This is a genomic window from Microbacterium sp. JZ31, from assembly GCF_016805985.1.
Lineage (GTDB): Bacteria > Actinomycetota > Actinomycetes > Actinomycetales > Microbacteriaceae > Microbacterium.
Window position 1 is genome coordinate 1,412,045 of sequence record NZ_CP017661.1, and the last position, 25,640, is coordinate 1,437,684.

Below are 25,640 nucleotides of genomic sequence, written 5' to 3' on the forward strand. Positions count from 1 at the left end.
CTAAGCCGGTTCGTCGGCCTCGTCGGACGTTTGCACTGCCTGCACAAACGCGTCGGCGATGATCTGTGCAGTCTGTGCAATCTGCCACTCGCGCGCACCCAGGCGCCGGAGTGCGGCGCCGATCGCGGACGCGTCGGCGGGCACGGGCGGCTCCCACGCCACGCGACGCAGCGTCTCGGGCGTGAGCAGGTTCTCGGTCGGCATCGACAGCGCGGCGGCACGCTCCTCGACGGCGGGGCGCGCCTGCTTCAGCCGGGCGTCGGCCTCGGGATTGCGGTCGGACCAGGCGCGCGGCGGCGGCAGGGTGTCGCTCGGCACGCGTTCGACGGGCAGGTCGCCGCTCTCACGGCCCGCCACGATCGCGTTCCACCAGCGGTCGAGCTGCGAGCGGCTCGCCCGGCCGTTGAACGCCTTGAGCGCGGCGAGCTCGCTCTTGGACGCGGGAGCCGCGATGACCGCGGCGACCAGCGCGCGATCCGGCACGAGACGGCCGGGGGAGATGTCCTGCTGCATCGCGTACTCCTCGCGCGCCAGCCAGAGCTGACGGGCGACGGCGAGGTTGCGGCGGCCGCGCACCGTGTGCAGGCCGCTCAGGCGACGCCACGGCTCGGCGCGCGGCGGCTTCGCCTCGCGCACGCGGGTCGCCTCGAACTCCTGCGCGGCGTAGTCGGTCTTGCCGGCCTCCGCGAGCGCGTCGACCAGCGCGTCGCGCACGTCGACGAGGTGCTCGACGTCCAGCGCGGCATACTCGAGCCACGCCTGCGGCAGGGGACGGGTCGACCAGTCCGCGGCGGAGTGCTCCTTCTTCAGCACGACGCCGAGCGTCGCCTCGACCACGGCGGCGAGGCCGACGCGCTCCCAGCCGAGCAGGCGCGCGGCGAGCTCGGTGTCGAAGATGCGCGGCGGCATGAGGTCGAGCTCGCGCAGCGACGGCAGATCCTGGCTCGCGGCGTGCAGGACCCATTCCTCGTCGCCGATCGCCGCCTGGAGGGGAGCGAGGTCGTCGAGGGCGGGCGGGTCGAACAGGAACACGCCGGCGCCGCGCCGGAACACCTGCACCAGGTAGGCGCGCTGCGAGTAGCGGAAGCCGGACGCGCGCTCGACATCGACCGCGACGGGGCCCGTGCCGCCCGCCAGGGCGGCGCACGCCGCCGCGAGCTCCTCGGCCGTGTCGATCACGTCGTACTGGGCGGCCTCAGCCATTCAGGAACCTCCGCTCTCCGAGGACCGCGATGCCCTCGGACCCCGGCGGGAGTCCCGCCAGCATGCACACGAGCTCGGCCCACGCCTCGAGGTGCGCGCCGAACGAGCCGTCCGGCGACCACGACGCACGCAGCTCGATCTGCGCGCCGTCGCCCTCCTCGGCGAGCGACCCGAACCCCTTGGACAGGATCTTGGTGGCCGTGCCGGAGGCCGAGTGGTACTCGGCACGCCGCGAGTCGAGCGCGTCGACGAGCCAGGACCACGTCACGTCCGCCAGCAGCGGGTCCGTGCCGATCTCCGGCTCGAGCGGTGCCTGCGCGAACGCGACGATGCGCCACGCTCCGCCCCACGCGTCGGGCTCGGCCGGGTCGTGCAGCAGGATGAATCGCCCGGTGCCGTAGGGCGACTCGCCCTCGGACGTGGGACGCACGTCACCCGCGAGCGCGAGGCTGAACGGCGCCACGCCCTGCGGCGACGGGATCTCGTGCACGACGAAGTCGCTGCGGAACGACGCGGCCCGCAGCTGCTCCTCCGCGGCGGCGAACGCGTCGTCCGGGCCTCGTCGTGCACTCACGCTGTCAGATTAGAGTGGAGGGGTCATGAAGCACCTCAGGCGCGCCGCTTCCCCTGCCGCCGCACCCGCGTCCGCGGGCTCCGCGATCCTGTCGATGGTCGGTCTCGGCGTGCTGCTGACGGGCGTCGCCACCGCGCTGAGCGTCCGGATCGCGGGCGTCGCACGGCGCGTCGTGACTCCGGCTCCCCGGGTCGCGGACGTGGAGATCCTCGGGATCGACCGCGCGGCCCAGACGATCACGCTCACGCGCACGCCCGACACCGTGCTGCCGGGGCGCTACGGCATCTTCACCAACGGGGCCGGCTACGTGAAGCTCGGCGCCGTGCTCGCGCAGGACGACGCCGGCGTGACGCGCAAGCTGCTCAGTCACATCGACGCCGCCACGCGCGTCGGCCCGCACGGCTCGTTCAGCGGCTGGTACTACGACGAGCCGGCGCAGCTGCACCTGCCTCACCACGAGGAGCTCATCGAGACGCCTGTCGGGCTCGCGCCCGCGTGGGTGTTCTCGGCGGGACGCGGCGACGTGTGGGCCGTCCTCGTGCACGGCCGCGGCACGACCCGCGCCGAGACGCTGCGCGCGGTGCCCACGCTGCACGCCGCCGGCATCTCGACGATCGTCGTCTCGTACCGCAACGACGGCGAGGCGCCCCGCAGCCGCAGCGGCCTCTACGGACTCGGCGCCACCGAGTGGCGCGACGTCGACGCCGCGATCGAGTGGGCGCGCGGTCGGGGCGCCGCGCGGATCCTGCTGATGGGCTGGTCGATGGGCGGCGCGATCGTGCTGCAGACCGCGGTCCGCTCCGCGCACCGCGATCTGATCGACGGGCTGATCCTCGAGTCGCCCGTCGTCGACTGGCGGATCGTGCTCGATTACCACGCGCGCGAGCTCGGCGTGCCCGCCTTCGCCGCCCGCGCCGCCATGGAGACGCTCGAGTCGCCGTGGACGGCGCGCGCCGCGCGCGCCGGTCGGGGGGTCCCGTTCGACGAGCTGGACATGGTGGCGCGCGCGGGTGAGCTGACCGTGCCGATCCTGCTGCTGCACAGCGACGACGACGGGTTCGTGCCCTCGGATGCGTCGCACGCGCTGGCGGCGGCACGCCCCGACCTCGTCACGATGGAGGTGTTCTCGGTCGCACGCCACACGAAGCTGTGGAACTACGACGAGCGCCGCTGGACGACCGCGATCAGCGACTGGCTGCGCGAGCGCGGCTTCTCCCGCTGAGCGTCAGCGCGCGTCGAGGCGCGCCTGCACCTGCCGCTTGGCGCGCATCAGCATACCGGTCATGCCCGCGATGCGCAGCGGCGAGACGGCCCGCGTGAGGCCGAGCGACTGCGGGTAGTCGGCCGGGATCGCGAGCACCTCGCTCGCGGGCAGTCCCGAGATGCCCTGCGCGAGGATGCTCGCGAAGCCGCGCGTGGTGGGCGCCTCGGCCGGCGCGACGGCGTGCATCGTCACGGTGTCGTCGTCCGCCACCTCGAGCACGATGAACACGGGCGACTGGCACTCCGCGACGCGCTCGGTGAGCTCCGGATGGTCCGCATACGACGACGGCACATCGGGCAGCTCGCGCGAGAACTCCAGCAGCAGCTGCAGGCGCTCAGGCTCCTCGAGCTCGAGGAACTCGTCGCGGATCTCCGCGAGCGCGGCCGGAAGCGTGTCGGACGTCATGTCCTCCATTCTCCCACTGCGGACGCCTGCGGGATCAGCGCGCCGGGACCTCGCCGGGCTCGGCGCCCGTCACGATCGGCACGCGCACGGACGAGCCCCACTCGGTCCAGGAGCCGTCGTAGTTGCGCACATCCGGGTAGCCGAGCAGATGCTTGAGCACGAACCACGTGTGGCTGGACCGCTCGCCGATGCGGCAATAGGCGACGATGCGGTCCGCGTCGCCGAGGCCGGCCTGGTCGCGGTAGATCGCCTCGAGCTCGGCACGGGGCTTGAAGCCGCCGTCCTCGCCGACGGCCTTCGCCCAGGGCACGTTCTGCGCGCTGGGGATGTGGCCGGCGCGCAGCGCGCCCTCCTCCGGGTACGCCGGGGCCGACGTGCGCTCGCCCGAGAACTCCTCAGGAGAGCGGACGTCGATGAGCGGATCGCCCAGGTGCGCGAGCACGTCCTCCTTGAAGGCGCGCAGCGTGGCGTCGTCGCGCTCGACGACGGGGTACTCGGTCGCCGGGCGCGCGGCGGGCTCGGTCGTCACCGGGCGGCCCTCCGAGATCCAGCGGTCGCGACCGCCGTCGATCAGGCGCACGTCCTCGTGGCCGAAGAGCGAGAACACCCACAGGGCGTAGGCGGCCCACCAGTTGTTCTTGTCGCCGTAGATCACGACCGTGTCGTCGCGCGAGATGCCCTTGGCGCTCAGCAGCCTGGCGAAGCCCGCGCCGTCGACGTAGTCGCGCACGACGGGGTCGTTGAGCTCGGTGTGCCAGTCGATCTTGACCGCGCCCGGGATGTGCCCCGTCTCGTACAGCAGCACGTCCTCATCCGACTCGACGATCACCAGACCCGGGGCGCCGAGGTGCTCCTCGACCCACGCGGTCGAGACGAGCCGGCCGGGCTCGGCGTACTCGGCGAACTGGGGCGACGGGTCGAACTCCACGGTCACGGTTCCTCCTGGGGATCTGTGGGCGGCCGTGCTCGGGTGCACAGGCGACGCAACTAGGCTGAAAGGGCTCCGGTTCGAGCGTATGCGCCCCCGCGCACGCCGGCACCGGCGATCCGCTCCACGCGTAACGATCGGAAACCTCACGTCCATGACCTCCACCGCGACCGGCATCGTCCACCTGACCGAGCGGCAGCCGCAGCTGAGCGGCGAGGAGATGCTCGCGAGCCTCGTGCCTCCGCCGCAGTTCGACGACGCGACGTTCGACTCCTACCGGGCCGATCCGGAGTATCCCTCGCAGGACGATGCGAAGCAGCTGCTCACGACCTTCGCGGTCGGCGCGCCGGAGCCCAAGCGCGGCGGGCTGTTCTCGCGCAAGCCCAAGGCACCCGAGATGAAGCCGGGCGTGTACCTCGACGGCGGGTTCGGCGTGGGCAAGACCCACCTGCTCGCGGCGATCTACCACGCGGTCCCGGCCCGCCGGAAGTACTTCGGCTCGTTCATCGAGTACACCGCGCTCGTCGGCGCGATCGGCTACAAGCAGACCGTCGACCTGCTGCGCGGATCCGCGCTGCTGTGCATCGACGAGTTCGAGCTGGACGATCCCGGCGACACGATGGTCATGACCCGGATGCTGGGCGAGCTCGTGGCGAGCGGGACCCGGCTCGCGGCGACGAGCAACACGCCGCCCAACGCGCTCGGCGAGGGCCGGTTCGCGGCGCAGGACTTCCTGCGCGAGATCCACGCCATGGCCGACAGCTTCCAGACCGTCCGGATCGACGGCGTCGACTTCCGTCAGCGCTCGTTCGACGGTCACGCTCCCGTGCTGGACGCGAAGGCCTATGAGAAGGAGCTCGCGGCCTTCCGCACCGCGAGCGACGACGGGTTCGACGAGCTGATCGGGCACCTCGCGCGCGTGCACCCCTCCAAGTACATCCGCCTGATCGACGGCGTGCAGGCGGTCGGCCTGCGCGACGTGCGGCAGCTCACGGATCAGTCGGAGGCGCTGCGCTTCGTCGCGTTCGTCGACCGCGTGTACGACGCGGAGCTGCCGATCCGCGCCACGGGCGCGCCGCTGGACGAGGTCTTCGGCGCCGATATGCTCGCCGGCGGCTACCGGAAGAAGTACCTGCGCGCGATCTCGCGCCTCGTCGCCTCGACGCACGCCTGAGCACGTCCGCGGCCGCGGCGCGATCCGGCTCGCGCGAAATGGGATGTTTACAGAAGTGAGCACTGCGTAACGCCCCCGAAACACGCTTCGAACTGTCTGTGAAACGGGGCAGGTCGACACTGAGGGAACCCGACGCTTCACACCCTGCGTCCCAGCAGAGAGGTTCCCGCTCGATCATGGATCAAGGCAACACAGCATTCATGCTCATCGCAGCAGCACTGGTGCTGCTCATGACGCCCGGACTGGCGTTCTTCTACGGCGGCCTGGTCAAGGCCAAGAGCGTCATCAGCATGATGATGCTCAGCTTCGGCGCACTCGGCCTCATCGGCGTGCTCTGGGTCCTGTACGGCTACGCCATCGCGTTCCCGGGCGCTGAGGGCCTGCTCGCCCCGTGGTCGATCGACACGACGGCCCTCGGCCTGAACAGCCTGCTCGAGACCCCCGAGGATGCCGCGTACCCGCCGCTCGCGTTCGTGGCGTTCCAGGCGACGTTCGCCATCCTCACGGTCGCGCTGGTGTCGGGTGCCATCGCCGACCGCGCCAAGTTCGGCGGCTGGATGGTCTTCGCCGGCCTCTGGGCGACGATCGTCTACTTCCCGGTCGCGAGCTGGGTGTTCAACTTCGGCCTCGCCGAGGACGGCAGCTTCGCGTACGGCGGATGGATCACCTACGGCCTGCAGGAGACCTTCGGCGTCGGCGCCATCGACTTCGCCGGCGGCACCGCCGTGCACATCAACGCCGGTGCGGCGGCCCTCGCGCTCGCCCTGGTGCTCGGCAAGCGCGTCGGCTTCCAGAAGGGCGTGCACGTCCCGCACAACCCGCCGTTCGTCCTGCTCGGCGCCGGCCTGCTGTGGTTCGGCTGGTTCGGCTTCAACGCCGGCTCGGAGCTCGCCGCCGACGGCACTGCCGCCCTCGCGTTCGTCAACACGATCGGCGCGCCCGCCGCGGCCCTGCTCGGCTGGCTGATCATCGAGAAGGTTAAGGACGGCAAGGCCACCTCGGTGGGCGCCGCCTCGGGTGCCGTCGCGGGTCTGGTCGCCATCACCCCGGCCTGCGCCTCGCTGCACCCGATCTGGGCCCTGCTGCTCGGCTTCATCGCCGGTGTCGTCTGCGCCTTCGCGATCGAGCTCAAGTGGAAGCTCGGCTTCGACGACTCCCTCGACGTCGTGGGCATCCACCTCGTCGGCGGCCTGATCGGCACGCTGTACCTCGGCTTCTTCGCCAACGGCACGGGCCTGTTCATGGGCGGCGGCATCAACCAGCTGCTGGTGCAGGCGATCGCGGCCATCGCGGTGCTGGCGTACTCCTTCGTGCTCGCCCTGGCGATCGGCTTCGCGGTCGAGAAGACCATCGGCTTCCGCGTCAAGAACGAGGACGAGCTGGCCGGCATCGACACCGTCGTGCACGGCGAGGCGGGCTACACGCTCGCCGACTGACCCCACCACGCCCCGACACGGGGCACCCCACCATGGGGCGTCGCGGCATCGCCGCGGCGCCCCGCTTTCGTCTCCGGCCCCGGCGACGCCCGGGATCCGGCCCCGGCGACGCCCGGGCTCCGGCCCCGGGGATCGTCGTCGGTAGGCTCTCGGCATGGCACGAGGGGTCCTGGGGACGATCGCGCAGCTGGCCGTCGGAGCGCTGGAGGCGGCGACGCGGCGCCCCGCACGGCGCCGTGACGAGCGTCGCACCTCGCGCGTCGACAGCGTCCCGCGCGTCGAGGTCATTCCCGGTGCGGGCTCGCGGGCGAGCGTCGAGACCCTCGAGGTCCGACCGGAGGACGTGGCGGATCTGCGGCTGTCTTACGCCCCGCAGCGCGACGGAGAGCCGGATGCCGGCGAGATCGTGTGGACCTGGGTGCCGTACGCCGAGAACGACGGGCGGGGCAAGGACCGCCCGGTGCTGGTTCTCGGTCGGCACAGCGCGCAGCGTGTGTACGCGGTGAAGCTCACGAGCAGGTCGCGGGACGGCGACCGGGAGTACCTCTCGATCGGCGCCGGGGCATGGGACGGCGCGGGACGCGAGTCCTGGGTCGACCTCGATCAGCTCTACAGCGTGCACGTGGACGGCATGCGCCGCGAGGCGGCCGCGCTCGACAGGGGCCGATTCGCTCGCGTCGCCGCGGCGCTGCAGCGCCGCTACGGCTGGACCGCGGAGGCCTGAGCGCCACGCCCGATGCGGTCGTGGTTCGGGAAGCGGCGCGCGATCGGGTAGTATCGGTTCTCGGCCCGCAAGGGCGACAACTCCACAACATGGGCGATTGGCGCAGTTGGTAGCGCGCTTCCTTCACACGGAAGAGGTCATCAGTTCGAGTCTGGTATCGCCCACGCAAGAAGGCCCCCGGTTCGCCGGGGGCCTTCGTCGTTCGCGCGGCGCGGGATGCGTGGGGATCAGCTCTCGCGCGGCTCGGCGGTCGGATCGCCCGGGCGCACGGGAGCGTCCTCCGCGATGTCGATGCGCTTCACGCCGTCGTGCTCCGACACCACGATCCGGGGCCGGGCGTCCTCCTCGGTGGCGTCCGGCGCCGTCGTTAGCTGGTCGCGGCGCTTCTCTTCGTCGGTCATCTCGTTCTCGGTGCCCATGTCGCCACGATAGGCGCTGACGCGGCTGTCCGGCGGCGGCTTGACACGGTCGGGGAGCGGTTCGGCCCGCGTCGCGTGGACACGCCCGACAGCGGGTCGCGGTTTGGATCCGGGGCGGTCGTCGGCTAATGTGTAACAAGTGCCCGGAGCGATCGGGGCGCGATGCGGATGTAGCGCAGTTGGTAGCGCATCACCTTGCCAAGGTGAGGGTCGCGAGTTCGAGTCTCGTCATCCGCTCGAGTGCAGAGATCCATCAGGTTCTCGGCATGCGGGTCTCAATCCCCGTGGTGGCGTGGCCGAGTGGCTAGGCACCGGCCTGCAAAGCCGTTTACACGGGTTCGAATCCCGTCGCCACCTCGACATAATTGAATACAGCTCTCATGAGCGCGATTGGCGCAGCGGTAGCGCGCTTCCCTGACACGGAAGAGGTCACTGGTTCGATCCCAGTATCGCGCACGAGCCGGACGAGATCCGGCTCTGCGGATGTAGCGCAGTTGGTAGCGCATCACCTTGCCAAGGTGAGGGTCGCGAGTTCGAGTCTCGTCATCCGCTCCAGATGCACAAAGCCCCGGCCATCGCCGGGGCTTCGTCGTTGTGCGGGTGGTTGACTTGTCGCATGACGGATGACGCCCAGGCCTTCGCCGCCCGCCTGTTCGACCTCGCCCGCACGGGCGACACGGCCGCCCTGCTCGATCAGATCGACGCGGGCGCGCCCGTGGACCTTGCCGACGCGCAGGGGAGCACGCTGCTCACGCTCGCGGCGTACCACGGCCACGCCGACCTGGTCGCGGGTCTGGCGCAGCGCGGTGCCGACGTCGACCGGATCAGCGGGCGCGGCCAGACGCCGCTCGCGGGCGCGGTGTTCAAGCAGCACGACGACGTGATCCGCGTGCTGCTCGCGGCCGGGGCCGACCCCGACGCGGGCGCGCCGTCCGCGCGGCAGACGGCCGAGATGTTCGGCCGCGCGCTGCCCGAGGACTGACGCACCCGCCCCGGAGCGCTCCTCAGGGGCGCGCGGCGTGTGGGTCTGTCGCGTTCAGCATGCCGACCACCTGGTCGTAGTCGCCGCGCACCTCGGCGTAGCGCAGGAGCTTCACCCGCTCCACGAGGATCTCGTGCGCCTCGGGGTCGCTCTCGAGCAGGCTCATCACCTCGTCCGCGAACACGTCGAGCGGCATCGCCTGGTCGTTGTCCTCGTGGCCGGGCATGAGCGCCGTGCGCACGGACGGCGGCACGAGCTCGGTGACCCGCAGGCTCGTGCCGGCGAACTGCAGCCGGATCGACTCGCTGAGCAGGTGGATGAACGCCTTGCTCGCGTTGTACGTCGGCGTCGGCCGCAGCGGCACCGACGCCAGGCCGCTCGACACCGTGACGATCGTGGCATCCGGCTTCGCGAGGAGGTGCTCGACGAAAGCCGCGATGAGACGGATCGGACCCAGGACGTTCGTGGTCACGATCGACTCGGCGGTCGGCAGGAAGGCGGGGGAGCGCCAGTCCTCGGCGACCATGATGCCCGCCATGAGCACGACGGCGTTCACGTCGGGCCAGCGGCGGATGACCTCCGCCGACGCCTCGCCGATGCTCGCGGCATCCGTGGTGTCGATCCGCACGGTGCCGAAGCCGTGCGTCTCGGCGAGCTCGTCGAGCAGCTCCTGGCGGCGCCCGCCGACGATCACGGTCGCGCCGCGGGCCCGCAGACGGAGGGCGAGAGCGAGGCCGATGCCGCTCGTCGCGCCCGGGATGAAGACGGTGTCTTGTGTGATGTCCATGGCCCCAGCCTGCGGGCGCCCCGCCTCCGGCGGGAGAGACCTCCCGATCGAGGGATCGGCGATCCCTGGCTCCGCCGCGGCGCAGCGGCGCAAGATGGAGCGATGAACGCCGACCGTGCCGCCCTGGCCGAGTTCCTGCGCGCGCGCCGCGCCGCCCTGCAGCCGGAGGACGTCGGGATGCCGGTGGGCGCCCGTCGCCGTGCCGCGGGCCTGCGGCGCGAGGAGGTCGCGCAGCTCACGGGCATGTCCGTCGACTATTACACCCGCCTCGAGCAGGCGCGCGGGCCGCAGCCGAGCGAGCAGATGCTCGCGGCCCTGGCGCGCGCCCTGCGGCTGAGCGCCGACGAGCGCGACTACCTGTTCCGGGTCGCGGGCCACGCCGCGCCGGATCGCATCGGCGCCGGCACGCACGTCGCGCCGGCGCTGCTGCGCGTGCTGGACCGGCTGGGGGACACGCCCGCGCTCATCCTGTCGAGCCTGGGGGAGACGCTCGTCGCGAACCGGATGGCGGTCGCGCTGTTCGGCGACCCCACGGCGCGCACCGGGCTCGCCCGCAGCGACGTGTACCGCTGGTTCACGGATCCCGCGGCGCAGGAGGTGTATCCCGCCGAGGACCGGGCGCGGAACGCGCGGGCGCTCGTGGCGAACCCGCGCGCGGCTTACGGCGCACAGGGCGAGCGGTCCCGCGCCGGCGAGCTCGTGCGCGAGCTGGCCGCGCGCAGCCCCGAGTTCGCGCAGCTGTGGGAGCGCCACGAGGTCGCGCGGCGGTTCGAGGACCACAAGACGCTGATCCACCCGGAGCTCGGTCCCATCGAGGTCGACTGCCAGGTGCTGTTCACCGAGGATCAGTCCCAGGCCCTGCTCGTGCTGACGGCGCCGCCGCGCACCGAGGGAGCGGAGAAGCTGCGGCTGCTGTCGGTGCTCGGCCCGCAGCGCTTCGCCGCGACGGACGGCGCCGAGCTGTCCGACGAGGGCGTGCGCTGACGGGTCCTAAGGTCGTTCCCATGAGCAGGCAGGACAGGCGAGGCGTCGCGGTCATCACGGGGGTCGGTCGTCGTCGCTCGATCGGAGCGGCTCTCGCCCTCGGCCTGGCGCGGGACGGCTGGGATCTCGCGCTCAGCCACTGGCAGCCGTACGACGATCGCGTCGGGCTCGAGCGGAGCCCCGATGACCCGCGGTCCATCGCCGCCGAGTGTCGCGCCTTCGGCGTCGACGTCGAGCTCATCCCCGGGGACCTGAGCCGAGCGGACACCCCGGCCGAACTCATCCGCGCCGCGCAGTCGATCGGACCCGTGACGGGGCTCGTGATGTCGCACGCCGAGTCGGTCGACAGCTCGATCCTGACCACGAGCCTGGAGAGCTGGGATCGTCACTTCGCCGTGAACGCGCGCGCTGCCTGGCTGCTGATCAGGGCCTTCGCGGAGCAGCTCCCCGCCGCTCGGACAGATGAGCCGAGCGGTCGCATCGTTGCGCTCACGAGCGACCACACGGTGCACAACCTGCCCTACGGCGCCAGCAAGGGCGCGCTCGACCGCATCGTCAAGGCGGCCGCCGTGGAACTCGGCGATCGCGGGGTGCGTGCGAACGTCGTGAATCCGGGGCCCGTCGACAACGGCTGGATGAGCGATGAGGTGCGCGCCTGGGGGACCGATGCCACACCCGCCGGCAGGCTCGGCACGCCCCAGGACGCGGCGAACCTCGTGCGATTCCTCTTCTCACCGGAAGGCTCGTGGATCAACGGCCAGCTCCTGCACAGCAACGGCGGCTTCAACGTCGGTTGACGGGCGTCGTCCGCGCCGAGGGCCCGGGGCGGCGGGCGGAGCACGTCGGCTTCCGGCCGCAGTGCCGGATCGCGCGCGAGCGGTCCGCTTCGCCGCGCGCAATAGGATTGGTCGGGTGACCACCGGATTCGATCTGCACCCCGAGAAGAACGTCGTCGCCATGCGCGTCGACGGTGAGCTGAAGGACCTCTCCGCCGAGGTCACGGAGGGGCAGACGACGGAGCCGGTCACCATCGACAGCCAGGACGGCCTGAACATCCTGCGACACTCGACCGCGCATGTGCTCGCCCAGGCCGTGCAGAAGCTGCGTCCCGAGGCCAAGCTCGGCATCGGACCGTTCATCACCGACGGCTTCTACTACGACTTCGGCGTCGACGAGCCCTTCACGCCCGACGACCTGAAGGCGATCAAGAAGGAGATGCAGCGCATCGTGCGCGACGCCCAGCGCTTCCGCCGCCGCGTTGTGACCGACGACGAGGCGCGCGCCGAGCTGGCGGACGAGCCGTTCAAGCTCGAGCTCATCGGACTCAAGGGCGGCAAGAAGGAGGCGGCCGAGGGCGCCGGCGTCGAGGTCGGCGAGGGCGAGCTGACGATCTACGACAACATCGACGGCCGCACGGGCGAGACCGCCTGGAAGGACCTCTGCCGCGGCCCCCACGTGCCGACGACCCGCATGGTCGGCAACGGCTGGGACCTCCTGCGCGTCGCGGGCGCCTACTGGCGCGGCAGCGAGAAGAACCCGCAGCTGCAGCGCATCTACGGCACCGCGTGGCCCACGAAGGACGAGCTGCGCGCATACCAGGAGCGCCTCGAGGAGGCCGCGCGCCGCGACCACCGCAAGCTCGGTCGCGAGCTCGACCTGTTCTCGTTCCCGGATGAGATCGGTTCCGGCCTGTCGGTGTGGCACCCGAAGGGCGGCCTGGTGCGCGGCGAGATGGAGCAGCACGCGCGTCGCCGCCACATCGCCGAGGGCTACAGCTACGTCTACACGCCGCACATCACCAAGCGGGATCTGTTCGTCACCTCGAACCACCTCGTGACCTACGCCGACGGCATCTGGCCGCCGATCCGGATGGACGAGGAGCGCGACGACGAGGGCAACGTCACCAAGCAGGGCGTGGACTACTACCTGAAGCCCATGAACTGCCCGATGCACATCCTGATCTACAAGGAGCGTGCACGCAGCTACCGCGATCTGCCGCTGCGCTTCGCGGAGAACGGCACCGTCTACCGCAACGAGCTCTCGGGCGCGCTGCACGGCCTGACCCGCGTGCGCGGCTTCACGCAGGACGACGCGCACCTGTTCGTGACCCCCGATCAGCTCGAGGCCGAGACCACCAAGGTGCTCGAGTTCGTGCTGTCGCTGCTGAAGGACTTCGGCCTGACCGACTTCCGCCTCGAGCTGTCGATGCGCGACGACGAGAAGGACAAGTGGATCGGCGACGAGGCGGTGTGGGAGACCGCGACCGACGCGCTGCGGCGCGTCGCCGTCGCCACGGGCCTCGAGCTCATCGAGGAGCCGGGCGAGGCGGCGTTCTACGGTCCGAAGATCGACTTGAAGGTCACGGACGCGATCGGCCGCTCGTGGCAGCTGTCGACCGTGCAGCTGGACTTCAACCTGCCCGAGCGGTTCGAGCTCGAGTTCACCGACCGCGACGGCTCCAAGCAGCGCCCGATCATGATCCACCGGGCCCTGTTCGGCTCGATCGAGCGCTTCTTCGCGATTCTGCTCGAGCACTATGCGGGCGATTTCCCGCTGTGGCTCGCGCCCGTGCAGGTGATGGGCGTGCCGGTCGCCGACGAGTACAGCGAGTACCTCGACGGCGCCGTCGCCCGGCTGCGCGGAGCGGGCGTGCGCGCCGAGGTCGACCACTCGGACGACCGGATGCAGAAGAAGATCCGCACCCACACCACGTCGAAGGTGCCGCTGCTGCTGATCGCGGGCGAGCAGGATCGCGCCGCCGGCACCGTCTCCTTCCGCTTCCGCGACGGCACGCAGCGCAACGGCGTGCCGATCGACGAAGCGGTCGCGCTCGTGACGAAGGCGATCGATGCGAAGGCGCTGGTCCTGACGGCGGACGACCTCGCGTGAGCGCCGAGTCCGCCCGATGACCGAGATGGAGAGCGCCGCGGAGTTCGCCGCGGTCCCCGACGCGTTCCAGCGACTCTGGACGCCGCACCGCATGGCGTACATCTCGGCGGGCGCGGACGTGAACCGCGGCTCCGGATGCCCGTTCTGCGCGGCTCCCGAGCGGGACGACGAGTCGGCGCTCATCGTGCACCGCGGGACGCACGCCTTCGTGCTGCTGAACCTGTTCCCGTACAACTCCGGTCACCTGCTCGTGTGCCCGTACCGGCACGTCGGACTGTATGACGAGGCGACGCCCGAGGAGACGACCGAGATCGCCGCGCTCACGCAGACGGCGATGCGCGTGCTGCGTCAGGTGTCGCGCTGCGACGGGTTCAACATCGGCATGAACCAGGGCCACGTGGCGGGAGCCGGCGTCGAGGAGCACCTGCACCAGCACGTGGTGCCGCGGTGGGGGAGCGACGCGAACTTCTTCCCGATCATCGCCAAGACCAAGGCGCTGCCGCAGCTGCTGGGCGACGTCCGGCGGAGCATCGCCGACGCCTGGCCCGCCTGACGCTCGCCTTCCCGACTCCGGCGGACGGGTCGGTCATCCGGCAGCGGAGATGGCGGCCGCGAGGTCGGCCACGAGCGCATCCGCCTCGGCCTCGCTCAGGTCGTGAACCGTGAGGCGCACGTGCGGATCGGCCTGCGCGTCGCCCAGGAAGAACTCGTCGCCGGGGCGGGCGATCCATCCGCGACGGCGCAGCTCGTCGGTTACGCGGCCGGCGGGCGCGCCGACCGGCACCCACATGCTGAGGCCGTCGCCGGGGACGACCGGGATGCCGACCGACGCGAGCCGCGCGGCGAACGCGTCGTTGCGCGCCGCGTAGTGCTTCCCGGCCCGCCGGATGAGATCTCGTGCGTCGGCATCCGTGAGGATCGCGTGCGCGAGCCGCTGCAGCAGGTGGCTGACCCACGTCGTGCCGGAGCTGAGGCGCAGACCGAGGCGATCGGCGGTGTGCGGATCGGACGCCGTCACGGCGAGGCACATGTCGGGACCGAGGAACTTCGACACCGAGCGGACGAGCGCCCAGCGGCGATGCTCAGGTCCGACGATCGAGCGGAACGGCTGCCGGGACAGCAGCGAGAAGTGGTCGTCCTCGATCACCAGGACGAACGGATGATCCGCCAGCACGGCGCGCAGCTCGCGGGCCCGGCGCTCGGACAGCCCGGCCCCGGTCGGGTTCTGCGCGCGCGGCGTGCAGATCACGGCGCGCACGCCGTGAGCGAGCGCCGCACGCAGGCCCTCGACCGTCATGCCCTCGGCGTCGACGGGCACGGGCACCGCGCGATACCCGGCCAGCCGGACGGTGTGGATGTTCGCGAGCCAGCACGGGTCCTCGAGCGCGATCGCATCGCCGCGGGTCAGCGCCTGCGCCAGCAGCCGCTCGACGGCGTCCACCGCGCCGCTCGTGAGCGTGAGGCGCAGCTCGGCGGGTGCCGTGTCGGCGGACATCCACGCGAGGGCCGTCGCCTCCAGCTCGGGGTCGATCACCGGCTCGCCGTACAGGACCGGGCGGCCGGCGAGCGCGGAGAGGTAGCGGGCGGGCTGCGGAATCCACGCCGGATCCGGGTTGCCTGCGCCCACGTCGCGCGCCGCCTCGCCCCCGCCGTCGCCCGCGCTCGCGAAGCCCTCCAGCGCGACGGGCTCGGGGTGCGCGATGCGCGTGCCCGCGCGCCCGCCCGCGACGACGATCCCCGAGCGGCTCAGCAGCCGGTACGCCGCCACGGCCGTGTTGCGGTTGACGCCGAGCCGGTCCGCGAGCGCGCGCACCGGGGGGAGCGCGTCGCCCGGAGACAGCGCGCCGCGCTCCAGCAGGGCACGCACGCTCGCCGCGATCTCGGCGGCCGTGCGTCCCTCGATCCCGATCGCGACGTCATCCATCCCGACGAGTGTACGGTGCCGTGCTACCTTTTGGCCTAGGCCGAAGATAGGCCTATGCCAAAGCCCATCGGGCCAGACAGGAGGAGCACGGCAGTGAGCACCGTCACCACCGGAACCGGTCGCGTCAAGCGCGGCCTCGCCGAGATGCTGAAGGGCGGCGTCATCATGGACGTCGTCACCGCCGAGCAGGCGCGCATCGCCGAGGACGCAGGCGCCGTCGCCGTGATGGCGCTCGAGCGCGTGCCCGCCGACATCCGCGCTCAGGGCGGCGTGGCCCGCATGAGCGACCCCGACCTGATCGATCAGATCATCGCGTCGGTCGAGATCCCCGTGATGGCGAAGGCGCGCATCGGACACTTCGTCGAGGCGCAGGTGCTGCAGGAGCTCGGGGTGGACTACATCGACGAGTCGGAGGTGCTCTCGCCGGCCGACTACGTGAACCACATCGACAAGCACGCCTTCACGGTGCCGTTCGTGTGCGGCGCGACGAACCTCGGCGAGGCTCTGCGGCGCATCAACGAGGGCGCCGCGATGATCCGCTCGAAGGGCGAGGCGGGCACGGGCGACGTGTCGGAGGCGACCAAGCATATCCGCCGGATCACGGCCGAGGTCAACGCGCTGCGGTCGATGACGCGCGACGAGCTGTACGTCGCGGCGAAGGAGCTGCAGGCGCCGTACGACCTGGTCGCCGAGATCGCGGAGACCGGGGCGCTGCCGGTCGTGCTGTTCACCGCGGGCGGCGTCGCGACGCCCGCCGATGCGGCGATGATGATGCAGCTCGGCGCCGACGGCGTGTTCGTCGGATCCGGCATCTTCAAGTCGGGCGACCCGGCCGCACGCGCCGCGGCGATCGTCAAGGCCACCACCTTCCACGACGACCCGAAGGTCGTCGCAGAGGTCTCGCGCGGCCTCGGCGAGGCGATGGTCGGCATCAACGTCGCCGACGTCCCCGCACCGCACCGCCTCGCCGAGCGCGGCTGGTGACGACGCACGCGCCGCGCGTCGGCGTGCTGTCCCTGCAGGGCGACGTGCGGGAGCACGCGGCCCTGCTCGGCGAGCTGGGGGCGCGCGTGTCGCTCGTGCGCCGGCCGGCCGAGCTCGCCGCGGTCGACGGACTCGTGCTTCCCGGCGGCGAGTCGAGCGCGATCGACAAGCTGGCCCGCGCGTTCGAGCTGCGCGAGCCGATCCGTGCGGCGATCGCCGACGGACTGCCGGTCTTCGGCACGTGCGCGGGGCTCATCCTGCTTGCGGATCGGATCAGCGGCGCGATCGAGGGTCAGCAGACCTTCGGCGGCCTGGACGTCACGGTGCGGCGCAACGCGTTCGGCGGGCAGACCGAATCGTTCGAGACCGATCTCGACGTCCCGGCGCTGGGCTCCGAGCCCGTGCGCGCGGCCTTCATCCGTGCACCGATCGTCGAGAGGGTGGGCGCGGCCACGCCGCTCGCGGCGCTGGCGGACGGGCGGATCGTCGCGGTCGAGCAGGAGAACCTGTTGGGCACGGCCTTCCATCCGGAGTCTGCGGGCGAGCAGCGCTTCCACCGGCGCTTCCTGGACCGGGTGGTCGCCCGCGCGGCGTGACCCGGCAGCCGCCCGTGCGCCGCGGCTCGGATGAAGGAGGGGCCGGGATCTCGCAGATCCCGGCCCCTCCTCGTCTCGTGACGGATCAGCGCACCTGGCGCGCTGCGAACTCCATGCGAGGGTGGGCGTAGTGCTCCTGCGCTTCGACGAGCTGAAGCTCCCGCTCACCGGAGGCGAGGGTCTGCTCGAGCAGGGCGAAGACGCTCGACGCGGTGCGGGCGAGCGCCTCGGCCGCCGAGCCGGTCTCGCGGTAGTGCGCCGTGAACAGCGCCGCCGTGACGTCGCCCGAGCCGTTCGCCTTGAAGGGCAGGTGCGGCGTGGAGAGCAGCCAGGCCCCGGCATCGTCGACCGCCAGCATCTCGATCGTGCCCTGCTCGCGATCCGGTCGCTCGACGCTCGTGACCAGCACCGTGCGCGGGCCCATGTCGCGTGCGCGATCCACCGACGCGAGCGTCGAGGCGAGGTCGCTCGGCTCGGTGCCCGTGAGGTAGCCGAGCTCGAACTGATTCGGGGTGATCAGATCCGCGACCGGCACCACCTTGTCGCGCAGCAGGATCGGGATCGCCGGGGCGACGAAGCAGCCCGACTTGGCGTTGCCCATCACCGGGTCACACGCGTAGATCGCCTCGGGGTTCGCCGCCTTGACGCGCGCGACGGCGTCGATGATGACGTCGGCGATGCCCTCGCCGCCCTGATACCCCGACAGCACGGCGTCGATGTGCGCGAAAGCGCCGCGCTCCTCGATGCCCGTGATCACCTCGCGCACGTCGTCCGGCGCGATCAGCGGGCCGCGCCATGCGCCGTACCCGGTGTGGTTCGAGAAGTTGACCGTGTAGACCGGCAGCACTTCGACGCCGATGCGCTGCAGGGGGAACACCGCCGCGGAATTGCCGACGTGACCGTAGGCGACCGCCGATTGGATCGACAGGATCTTCATCCCTCGATCCTCGCACCTCGGGGCGCGGCGAGGGGCTCAGGGCTGCGCGGTCGGCGCGCCGGGCGTTCTCGTAGACTGTCACGAGGCCCGGACGCCGAGAGCGCGTGGCCGCGAGACGAGATCGGGAGAGACATGTCAGGTCATTCCAAGTGGGCGACGACCAAGCACAAGAAGGCGGTCATCGACGCCCGCCGCGCGAAGTCGTGGGCGAAGCTGATCAAGAACATCGAGGTGGCGGCCAAGCTCGGCGGCCCTGACCAGGCCGGCAACCCGACGCTGTTCGACGCCGTGCTCAAGGCGAAGAAGACCTCGGTCCCGAAGGACAACATCGACCGCGCGATCAAGCGCGGCGCCGGCATCGGCGGCGAGTCCGTCGACTACACGACGATCATGTACGAGTGCTACGCGCCCGGCGGCGTGGCGATGCTCATCGAGTGTCTGACCGACAACAAGAACCGTGCCGCCGCCGAGGTGCGCACGGCCGTCACCCGCAACGGCGGCAACATGGCCGACCCCGGGAGCGTGTCGTTCAACTTCGAGCGCAAGGGCGTCATCGTCGCCTCGAACGAGGGCACCACCGAGGACGACGTGATGCTCGCCGCGCTCGAGGCCGGCGCGCTCGAGGTCGAGCCGCACCCGCAGGGCTTCGAGATCGTGACCGAGGCGAGCGACATGGTCGCCGTCCGTACGGCACTGCAGGACGCCGGCATCGACTACGAGTCCGCCGACGCCGAGTTCGTCGCGAACGTCAAGGTCCCGGTCGACGCCGAGACCGCCCGCAAGGTCTTCAAGCTGATCGACGCGCTCGAGGACAGCGACGACGTGCAGAACGTCTTCACGAACATCGACCTGTCGCCCGAGGTGCAGGCCGAGCTCGAGTCCGACGACGAGTAAACCCGCGAGTCACGCCGCCCCATCCGCTCCGCCGGGTGGGGCGGCGTCGTTCTTCCGGCGCGGTCGCTACGGTGAAGGCGTGCAGGAGGAAACCCTCAGCGGCGGCAACGTCACGCCCGTCGTGCGGATCGGCGACACCGTGCGCCGCGAGACGGGGCCGTGGACGCCGGCCGTCCATCGTCTGCTGGAGTTGTGCGCGCGGGCGGGCGTCGCCGGGACGCCCCGGCCGCTCGGGATCGACGACCGTGGGCGCGAGATCCTCAGCTACCTCCCGGGAGGCGTGCTCGCCGAAGCGCACCCGGACGTCCTCTGGTCGCCCGGCGTGCTCGACGCCGCGGCGCGGCTGCTGCGTCGGATCCACGACGCGAGCGTGCCGCTGGCGCGCGAGGCGACGGCGGAAGATCCGCAGCCGTGGCGGGCCGCGGTCCACGAGCCGGTCGAGGTGATCTGCCACAACGACTTCGCGCCGTACAACCTGCTCGTGTCGGGCGACGCACTGGCCGGGGCGATCGACTTCGACTTCGCCTCGCCGGGGCCGCGCATCTGGGATGCGGCGTACCTGGCCTACCGGATCGCGCCGCTCGCCGAGGACGCCGACGCGTTCGACGTGGGGCGCTACGGGTCGCCGGATCAGCGGATCGCGGATCTCGTCGCGGCGTACGGCGCGACGTGGTCGGTCGCGCAGGTGCGCGCGACGGCCGCCGAGCGGCTCGACGAGCTCGCGACGTTCACCGAGAAGCGCTCGGCGGCCACCGGGCGCGGGGAGCTCGCCGCTCACGCGCGCATGTACCGCCGCGACGCGGTGCGCCTGCGCGCCTGAGTCGCCGCCGGACGAGACGCTGCCGGGTCCAAGGCGGCGCCCCTCGGCGGTGCGGCGCGGAACCCGGATCCGGCGCGCCTACGCTGAGCGGGTGAGCAGTCTGCGCGTGCTGGGCATCGACCCCGGTCTGACCCGGTGCGGCGTCGGGGTGGTCGATGTGGCGCGCAACCGGACGGCGACGCTCGTGCACGTCGGGGTCGTCCGATCGGCACCGGAGCTGCCCATCGCGGAGCGGCTGGCGACGATCGCGCGGGGCATCCGCGCGGTGCTCGACGCGCACGCCCCGGATGTCGTCGCCGTCGAGCGCGTGTTCGCGCAGCACAACCTGCACTCCGTCACGGGTACGGCCCAGGCGAGCGGCGTCGCGCTCATGCTCGCCGCCGAGCGCGGGATCCCCGCCGCGACGCACACCCCGAGCGAGGTGAAGGCGGCGGTCACGGGCTACGGATCGGCGGACAAGCGACAGGTGCAGACGATGATCCAGCGCGTGCTGCGGCTCGACGCGCTGCCGCAGCCCGCGGACGCGGCGGACGCCCTCGCGCTCGCACTGTGCCACGCCTGGGGCGGCGGCGTGTCCGTGCAGGCGCACGGCGCGGACACGTCCCTGACCCCCGCGCAGCGCGCCTGGGCCGACGCGGAGAAGCGCACGCGGCGGACGCGTGTCGCTCGAACATAGGTCCGAACCGGCGCCTAGGCTGAGGGGATGATCTCCTCCCTGCGCGGCACCGTGCTGCACGCCGGCACCGACAGCGTCATCGTCGAGGTCGGGGGAGTCGGCTTCTCGGTCGCCGTGCCGCCGGATCTCGCGCGCACCGCGCGCATCGGCGAGACGCTGGCGCTGCACACCAGCCTCATCGTGCGCGAGGACGCCCTGTCGCTGTTCGGATTCGCCGAGCGCTCCGAACTCGAGGTGTTCGGGACCATGCTGAGCGTGTCGGGGGTCGGCCCGAAGTCCGCGCTCGGGGTGCTGTCGGCGTTGACGGTCGATCAGATCGCGGCCGCGGTCGCGGAGGACGACGACAAGCCGTTCCGGCGTGTGTCGGGCATCGGCCCGAAGACCGCCAAGCTCATCGTGGTGCAGCTGCAGGGCAAGCTCGCGCCCCCCGCGCCGGCTGCGTCACCCGCCGCCGCGCCGAGCGACGTGACCGACCGCGTCGTGCAGGCGGTCGCCGGGCTCGGGTGGCCCGAGCGCGTCGCGGGCGACGCCGTCGCGCAGGCCGCGGAGAGCGCGTCCGAGTCGGACCGCGCCTCCGTGCAGGCGCTGCTGCGTCTGACCCTCGCCCTCCTCGGCCCCGCGAAGCAGGGGGCGGCGCGTGGCTGACGAGGATCTGCCGGCCGACGACGTCACGACGCCCCGGCCGCTCGACGAGGCGGAGCTCGCGATCGAGGGCGCGCTGCGCCCGGCCAGCCTCGCCGAGTTCGTGGGTCAGCAGAAGGTGCGCGGCCAGCTGCAGCTTCTGCTCGACGCCGCGCGCATCCAGCAGCGCCCGGCCGATCACATCCTCCTCGCCGGCCCTCCCGGCCTCGGCAAGACGACGCTCGCCATGATCGTCGCCCAGGAGAGCGAGCGGCCGCTGCGGCTGTCGAGCGGCCCCGCGATCCAGCACGCGGGCGATCTGGCGGCCCTGCTGTCGAGCCTGACGCCCGGCGAGGTGCTGTTCATCGACGAGATCCACCGGATGGCGCGATCCGCCGAGGAGATGCTCTACCTCGCGATGGAGGACTTCCGCATCGACATCATGGTCGGCAAGGGCGCGGGCGCGACCAGCATCCCGCTCGATCTGGCACCGTTCACGCTCGTGGGCGCCACCACCCGGTCGGGCATGCTCCCGAATCCGCTCCGCGACCGCTTCGGCTTCACCGCGCACCTCGAGTACTACGAGCCGGAAGAGCTCGAGCGCGTCGTCGGGCGTTCGGCCGCGGTGCTCGGCGTCGTGCTCGGCGCGCCGCAGCGCACGGAGATCGCGCGTCGCTCTCGCGGCACGCCGCGCATCGCGAACCGCCTGCTGCGACGCGTGCGCGACTACGCGCTCGTGCACGCCGGGGGAGCTGCGGCGGGCATCGCGGACGTGCGCGCCGCGCTCGACCTGTACGACGTCGACGAGATCGGTCTCGATCGCCTCGACCGCGCCGTGCTCGACGCGCTCGTGCGTCGGTTCCGCGGCGGCCCGGTGGGGCTGTCGACCCTCGCGGTCGCGGTGGGCGAGGAGCCGGACACGGTGGAGAGCGTCGTCGAGCCCTACCTGGTGCGCATCGGCTTCATGGGACGCACGCCCCGGGGGCGTGTCGCCACGCCGGAGGCGTACGCGCACCTGGATGTGCCCCATCCGGACGGGGTGCTGAAATTCGATGACCTATAATCACTGAAGGTCTGGCGGCTTCCCGCCGAACGCCCCTTCTCTCGCGCCGGCGACGGTGCGTGCGCCCACCCCGAAAGGCTCTCCCGCCCCATGGATATCCTCCTCCTCGTCGTCCTCGCACTGCTGCTCGTCTGGATGTTCTTCAGCTCCCGGCGCCGCCAGCAGAAGATGCGTGAGGAGCAGGCCCGCAAGGGCGAGCTCATGGTCCCGGGTGCGCGCGTCATGACGCGCTCCGGACTGTTCGGCACGCTGGTGGAGTTCGACAAGGACGACCTGTCGGAGCCCGCCAAGGTCGAGATCGCCCCGGGCGTGGTCGTCGAGCTGCACACGCAGGCGATCGATCTCGCCCCCGAGGAGACGGCCGTCGCCGCCGCCGACGCGGATGCCGCGGACGTGGACGCCGCGGACACCCGCGACACGGACGCGACGCTGATCGCGGAGCCGGAGCCCCTCGTCGACGACACGAAGCCGGGGACGTACACCGTGAACGGCGTCGAGACCGACGACCTGCCCGGAACGGGCACGACGCCGGACAAGCGCGACGACAAGAACGCCTGAGCCGCGCGCCGGCGCCTGACCTCCGCTGCAGAAAGCTGACACCTCCGTGGCGATCTCCACTCCTGCGCGCCGTGCCTGGCGCGTCCTGACCGGCCTGCTGGTCATCACCGCCATCCTCTTCGGCGCAAACGCGCTCGGCGTGCACGTCGTCAAGGGCGGCACTTGGGTGCCCGAGCTCGCGCTCGACCTCCAGGGCGGCACGCAGATCGTGCTCGAGGCCCAGACGGAGGAGGCGGAGCCGTCTGCCGAGCAGCTCGCGCAGGCCGTCGCGATCATCCGCCAGCGCGTCGACGCCTCGGGCGTCGGCGAGTCGGAGATCTCCACGCAGGGCTCGCAGAACATCGTCGTGCAGATCCCCGGCAACGCGGACGAGCAGACGCGAGAGCGCATCCAGGCCAGCGCCCAGCTCGAGCTGCGTGCCGTGATCTACGCGTCGGGCCCGTCGAACACGTTCGTGGGCGAGGACGGCGAGGAGACCCCGTACCCGACGCCGGACGCGTCGCTGGGCGCGACGCCGACCGCCGAGCCGTCGAACGGATCCGACCCCACGTGGGTCAGCGACCTGCTGTGGGCGCAGTTCCAGTCGTACCGCTGTGACGACCCCGCGAACGACCCGTCCGCGGCGCCGGCCGACCAGCCGCTCATCACGTGCGACACCGCGGGCGCGGCGAAGTACATCCTCGGCCCGGTCGAGATGGACGGCTCGTCGATCGACGACGCCACGAACGGCATGGACCCGCAGACCGGCACGTGGAGCGTCAACCTGCAGTTCGACGGCGAGGGTGCGCAGACCTTCGGTGAGATCAGCGAGCGCCTGAACGCGATCCGCACGGAGTCGCCCAACGACCCGCGCAGCCAGTTCGCGTTCGTGCTGGACGGCAACATCATCTCGGCGCCCACGATGAACGCCGTGATCACGGACGGCCGGCCCAGCATCTCGGGCGGCAACATCGACCAGGAGACCTCCAAGGTGCTGGCCGATCAGCTGAAGTTCGGCGCGCTGCCGCTGAGCTTCGAGGTCGTGAGCTCCGACACCATCTCCGCGACGCTCGGCTCGCAGCAGCTGCAGAGCGGTCTGATCGCGGGTCTGATCGGCCTGGTGCTCGTCGGCCTGTTCGTCGTCCTCGTCAGCTACCGCGCGCTCGGCTTCGTGATCATCGCGTCGCTCGTCGTGATGGCGGTGCTGACCTACATCCTGCTGTGCCTGCTGTCGTGGCGCCTCGGCTACCGGCTCTCGCTCGCCGGCGTCGCGGGCCTGATCGTGACGATCGGCTTCACGGCGGATTCGTTCATCGTCTACTTCGAGCGCATCCGCGACGAGCTGCGCGACGGCAAGGCGATGACCGTCGCGGTCGAGGACGGCTGGGCCCGCGCCAAGCGCACGATCTACATCTCGAAGTCGATCAACGTGCTCGCGGCCGTCGTGCTGTACATCCTCGCCGACGCGACCGTGAAGGGCTTCGCGTTCACGCTGGGCCTCACGACCGTGCTCGACGTGCTGATCTTCGTGATGTTCACGCACCCGGTCATGCAGCTGCTCGTGCGCACGCGCTTCTTCGGAGACGGACATCCGCTGTCGGGCCTCGACCCCTCGGCCCTCGGCGCCGTCTACCGTGGCCGCGCATCGTTCCGCACGCCGGTCGCCACGGGCGGGCGCGCCAAGCGCTCCCGCGGCGAGGCCGAGCGCCGCCAGACCATCGCCGAGCGCAAGGCCGCCGAGCTCGCGGCCGCGCAGAACGCCTCGGACAAGGGCGCGGGCCGCGCCGAGGAGGAGAACGCCTAATGCGCTCCATGACCGACTTCGGCAACGACCTCTACACGGGCAAGGCCTCCTTCCCGTTCGTCGGTCGCCGACGCACGTGGTTCATCGTCGCGATCGTGCTGGTCGTGCTGTCCGCCATCGCGCCGTTCCTGCGCGGCGGGTTCGAGTTCTCCGTCGAGTTCACGGGCGGATCGCAGTTCCTCGTCTCCGCGCCCTCGTCCACCGACCAGGCGCTCGCGACCGACGCGGTCGAGGAGTCCGTCCCCGGCACGACGACGAAGGTCACGACGGTCAACGACCGCGACATCCGGGTTCAGACGTCGCAGCTGGGTGCGGAGCAGACGCAGACGGTCACGGATGCGCTTGCCGAGGCCTACGGCGTCTCGCCCGACGAGATCACGGCGTCGTTCATCGGCCCCACCTGGGGACAGGATGTGACGCGCCAGTCGCTGTGGGGCCTGGCGATCTTCCTGGGCCTGACCTTCCTGATCCTGGCGATCTACTTCCGCACCTGGAAGATGTCGGCCGCCGCGATCGTGGGCCTGCTCGACGTGCTGATCGTGACGGTCGGCATCTACGCGCTGTGCGGCTTCGAGATCTCGCCCGCGGCCGTGATCGGCTTCCTGACGATCCTCGCGTACTCGCTCTACGACACGACCGTCGTGTTCGACAAGATCCGCGAGAACACGATGGAGGACGCGGACGTCTCGGGCCGCACGTTCGGCGAGTCGGTGAACCTCGCGGTGAACCAGACGCTCGTGCGCTCGATCAACACCTCGGTCGTGGCCGCGCTGCCCGTCGCCGCGATCCTGTTCATCGGGTCCCTGTGGCTGGGCGCCGAGACGCTCTCGGACATCTCGCTGTCGATCTTCGTGGGCATCATCGTCGCGACGTACTCGACGCTGTTCGTGGCCGCGCCGATCTACTCGCTGTTCCGCGAGAACGAGCCCGCGATCCGCCAGGCCGACGAGAGGGTGCTCGCCGCACGTGGCGCAGCCTGAGTGGTCTTCGCCCCGGCGTAGGATTGCAGAATCCG

Annotated in this window: 27 protein-coding genes and 5 tRNA genes; 24 read left to right on the forward strand and 8 right to left on the reverse strand. The window is 71.5% G+C overall.

Annotated features, from left to right (window positions below):
- Positions 1-1,203 (reverse strand): HRDC domain-containing protein, encoded by a 1,203-nt coding sequence (locus BJP60_RS06670; RefSeq protein WP_203138458.1) that lies wholly within the window; start codon positions 1,201-1,203, stop codon positions 1-3.
- Positions 1,196-1,777 (reverse strand): DUF3000 domain-containing protein, encoded by a 582-nt coding sequence (locus tag BJP60_RS06675; RefSeq protein ID WP_203138459.1) that lies wholly within the window; start codon positions 1,775-1,777, stop codon positions 1,196-1,198. The genes BJP60_RS06670 and BJP60_RS06675 overlap by 8 nt, the downstream gene beginning before the upstream one ends.
- A 25-nt stretch (positions 1,778-1,802) precedes the next feature.
- On the opposite strand from BJP60_RS06675, the gene BJP60_RS06680 reads away from it, so the two are divergent.
- Positions 1,803-2,999, forward strand: coding sequence for an alpha/beta hydrolase family protein (locus BJP60_RS06680; protein WP_203138460.1), 1,197 nt, complete (start codon positions 1,803-1,805; stop codon positions 2,997-2,999).
- A 3-nt stretch (positions 3,000-3,002) separates the two neighbouring features.
- On the opposite strand, the gene BJP60_RS06685 is transcribed toward BJP60_RS06680, so the two are convergent.
- Together BJP60_RS06685 and BJP60_RS06690 are read right to left on the reverse strand one after the other, a co-directional pair.
- Positions 3,003-3,446 carry a SufE family protein gene (locus BJP60_RS06685; protein ID WP_203138461.1) on the reverse strand — a complete coding sequence of 148 codons (444 nt, stop codon included), beginning with the start codon at positions 3,444-3,446 and terminating at the stop codon, positions 3,003-3,005.
- A 34-nt stretch (positions 3,447-3,480) separates the two neighbouring features.
- Positions 3,481-4,380, reverse strand: coding sequence for a sulfurtransferase (locus BJP60_RS06690; protein ID WP_203138463.1), 900 nt, complete (start codon positions 4,378-4,380; stop codon positions 3,481-3,483).
- A gap of 148 nt (positions 4,381-4,528) precedes the next feature.
- Between BJP60_RS06690 and zapE the strand changes: the two genes are divergently transcribed.
- The 4 genes from zapE (at position 4,529) to BJP60_RS06710 (ending at position 7,872) form a co-directional block, all read left to right on the forward strand.
- Positions 4,529-5,548, forward strand: a complete 1,020-nt coding sequence (gene zapE / locus BJP60_RS06695) for a cell division protein ZapE (RefSeq protein WP_203138467.1) — start codon at positions 4,529-4,531, stop codon at positions 5,546-5,548.
- Between the two features lie 176 nt (positions 5,549-5,724).
- Entirely contained in the window at positions 5,725-6,984 is a 1,260-nt protein-coding gene (locus BJP60_RS06700; protein WP_203138469.1) for an ammonium transporter, read from the forward strand.
- A gap of 154 nt (positions 6,985-7,138) precedes the next feature.
- Positions 7,139-7,708, forward strand: a complete 570-nt coding sequence (locus BJP60_RS06705) for a type II toxin-antitoxin system PemK/MazF family toxin (RefSeq protein WP_203138470.1) — start codon at positions 7,139-7,141, stop codon at positions 7,706-7,708.
- 91 nt (positions 7,709-7,799) lie between these two features.
- A tRNA-Val gene (locus tag BJP60_RS06710) sits at positions 7,800-7,872 on the forward strand.
- A 63-nt stretch (positions 7,873-7,935) separates the two neighbouring features.
- Here BJP60_RS06710 and BJP60_RS06715 read toward each other — a convergent pair.
- The gene (locus BJP60_RS06715; RefSeq protein ID WP_203138471.1) at positions 7,936-8,127 is read right to left on the reverse strand and encodes a multidrug transporter; all 192 of its coding nucleotides are present in this window, start codon (positions 8,125-8,127) and stop codon (positions 7,936-7,938) included.
- Between the two features lie 164 nt (positions 8,128-8,291).
- Between BJP60_RS06715 and BJP60_RS06720 the strand changes: the two genes are divergently transcribed.
- The 5 genes from BJP60_RS06720 (at position 8,292) to BJP60_RS06740 (ending at position 9,109) form a co-directional block, all read left to right on the forward strand.
- Positions 8,292-8,364 (forward strand) — tRNA-Gly (locus BJP60_RS06720).
- A 49-nt stretch (positions 8,365-8,413) separates the two neighbouring features.
- Positions 8,414-8,484 (forward strand) — tRNA-Cys (locus tag BJP60_RS06725).
- Between the two features lie 27 nt (positions 8,485-8,511).
- Positions 8,512-8,583 (forward strand) — tRNA-Val (locus BJP60_RS06730).
- Between the two features lie 23 nt (positions 8,584-8,606).
- A tRNA-Gly gene (locus tag BJP60_RS06735) sits at positions 8,607-8,682 on the forward strand.
- Positions 8,683-8,743: 61 nt separating this feature from the next.
- Complete coding sequence (locus tag BJP60_RS06740; protein WP_203138472.1) at positions 8,744-9,109, forward strand: ankyrin repeat domain-containing protein; 366 nt, start codon at positions 8,744-8,746, stop codon at positions 9,107-9,109.
- Between the two features lie 22 nt (positions 9,110-9,131).
- Here BJP60_RS06740 and BJP60_RS06745 read toward each other — a convergent pair whose 3' ends face one another.
- Positions 9,132-9,896 carry an SDR family oxidoreductase gene (locus BJP60_RS06745; RefSeq protein WP_203138474.1) on the reverse strand — a complete coding sequence of 255 codons (765 nt, stop codon included), beginning with the start codon at positions 9,894-9,896 and terminating at the stop codon, positions 9,132-9,134.
- Between the two features lie 102 nt (positions 9,897-9,998).
- Between BJP60_RS06745 and BJP60_RS06750 the strand changes: the two genes are divergently transcribed.
- From BJP60_RS06750 to BJP60_RS06765, 4 genes are all read left to right on the forward strand, one after another.
- Positions 9,999-10,880 (forward strand): MmyB family transcriptional regulator, encoded by an 882-nt coding sequence (locus BJP60_RS06750; RefSeq protein ID WP_203138476.1) that lies wholly within the window; start codon positions 9,999-10,001, stop codon positions 10,878-10,880.
- Positions 10,881-10,900: 20 nt separating this feature from the next.
- A complete protein-coding gene (locus BJP60_RS06755) occupies positions 10,901-11,677 on the forward strand; it encodes an SDR family oxidoreductase (RefSeq protein ID WP_203138478.1) in 777 nt (258 codons plus the stop codon).
- Between the two features lie 160 nt (positions 11,678-11,837).
- A complete protein-coding gene (thrS, locus tag BJP60_RS06760) occupies positions 11,838-13,769 on the forward strand; it encodes a threonine--tRNA ligase (protein WP_238439634.1) in 1,932 nt (643 codons plus the stop codon).
- Positions 13,770-13,785: 16 nt separating this feature from the next.
- Entirely contained in the window at positions 13,786-14,322 is a 537-nt protein-coding gene (locus BJP60_RS06765) for an HIT family protein (RefSeq protein WP_203138482.1), read from the forward strand.
- Between the two features lie 33 nt (positions 14,323-14,355).
- Here the strand turns inward: BJP60_RS06765 and BJP60_RS06770 are convergent, their stop codons facing one another.
- Complete coding sequence (locus BJP60_RS06770; protein WP_203138486.1) at positions 14,356-15,693, reverse strand: aminotransferase class I/II-fold pyridoxal phosphate-dependent enzyme; 1,338 nt, start codon at positions 15,691-15,693, stop codon at positions 14,356-14,358.
- Positions 15,694-15,786: 93 nt separating this feature from the next.
- Here BJP60_RS06770 and pdxS point away from each other — a divergent pair, with 93 nt between their 5' ends.
- Both pdxS and pdxT read left to right on the forward strand, forming a co-directional pair.
- The gene (gene pdxS / locus BJP60_RS06775) at positions 15,787-16,677 is read left to right on the forward strand and encodes a pyridoxal 5'-phosphate synthase lyase subunit PdxS (protein ID WP_269467745.1); all 891 of its coding nucleotides are present in this window, start codon (positions 15,787-15,789) and stop codon (positions 16,675-16,677) included.
- On the forward strand, positions 16,674-17,273 hold the full coding sequence (gene pdxT / locus BJP60_RS06780; protein ID WP_203138490.1) for a pyridoxal 5'-phosphate synthase glutaminase subunit PdxT: 600 nt from the start codon (positions 16,674-16,676) through the stop codon (positions 17,271-17,273). Before pdxS ends, pdxT begins: the two co-directional genes overlap by 4 nt.
- 85 nt (positions 17,274-17,358) lie before the next feature.
- Here pdxT and pdxY read toward each other — a convergent pair whose 3' ends face one another.
- A complete protein-coding gene (gene pdxY / locus BJP60_RS06785; RefSeq protein WP_203138492.1) occupies positions 17,359-18,210 on the reverse strand; it encodes a pyridoxal kinase PdxY in 852 nt (283 codons plus the stop codon).
- Between the two features lie 132 nt (positions 18,211-18,342).
- On the opposite strand from pdxY, the gene BJP60_RS06790 reads away from it, so the two are divergent.
- The 8 genes from BJP60_RS06790 (at position 18,343) to secF (ending at position 25,605) form a co-directional block, all read left to right on the forward strand.
- Positions 18,343-19,104, forward strand: coding sequence for a YebC/PmpR family DNA-binding transcriptional regulator (locus tag BJP60_RS06790; RefSeq protein WP_203138494.1), 762 nt, complete (start codon positions 18,343-18,345; stop codon positions 19,102-19,104).
- A gap of 79 nt (positions 19,105-19,183) precedes the next feature.
- A complete protein-coding gene (locus BJP60_RS06795; RefSeq protein WP_203138500.1) occupies positions 19,184-19,924 on the forward strand; it encodes a phosphotransferase in 741 nt (246 codons plus the stop codon).
- Between the two features lie 91 nt (positions 19,925-20,015).
- A complete protein-coding gene (gene ruvC / locus BJP60_RS06800) occupies positions 20,016-20,600 on the forward strand; it encodes a crossover junction endodeoxyribonuclease RuvC (RefSeq protein ID WP_238439603.1) in 585 nt (194 codons plus the stop codon).
- Positions 20,601-20,627: 27 nt separating this feature from the next.
- Positions 20,628-21,245: a Holliday junction branch migration protein RuvA gene (gene ruvA, locus BJP60_RS06805; RefSeq protein WP_203138501.1), complete on the forward strand. Its 618-nt coding sequence runs from the start codon at positions 20,628-20,630 to the stop codon at positions 21,243-21,245.
- Positions 21,238-22,284 carry a Holliday junction branch migration DNA helicase RuvB gene (ruvB, locus tag BJP60_RS06810; protein WP_238439604.1) on the forward strand — a complete coding sequence of 349 codons (1,047 nt, stop codon included), beginning with the start codon at positions 21,238-21,240 and terminating at the stop codon, positions 22,282-22,284. The genes ruvA and ruvB overlap by 8 nt, the downstream gene beginning before the upstream one ends.
- 90 nt (positions 22,285-22,374) lie before the next feature.
- The gene (locus tag BJP60_RS06815) at positions 22,375-22,842 is read left to right on the forward strand and encodes a preprotein translocase subunit YajC (protein WP_203138502.1); all 468 of its coding nucleotides are present in this window, start codon (positions 22,375-22,377) and stop codon (positions 22,840-22,842) included.
- A 46-nt stretch (positions 22,843-22,888) separates the two neighbouring features.
- A complete protein-coding gene (secD, locus tag BJP60_RS06820) occupies positions 22,889-24,625 on the forward strand; it encodes a protein translocase subunit SecD (RefSeq protein ID WP_203138503.1) in 1,737 nt (578 codons plus the stop codon).
- A complete protein-coding gene (gene secF / locus BJP60_RS06825) occupies positions 24,625-25,605 on the forward strand; it encodes a protein translocase subunit SecF (protein WP_203138505.1) in 981 nt (326 codons plus the stop codon). Before secD ends, secF begins: the two co-directional genes overlap by 1 nt.
- Positions 25,606-25,640: the final 35 nt, after the last annotated feature.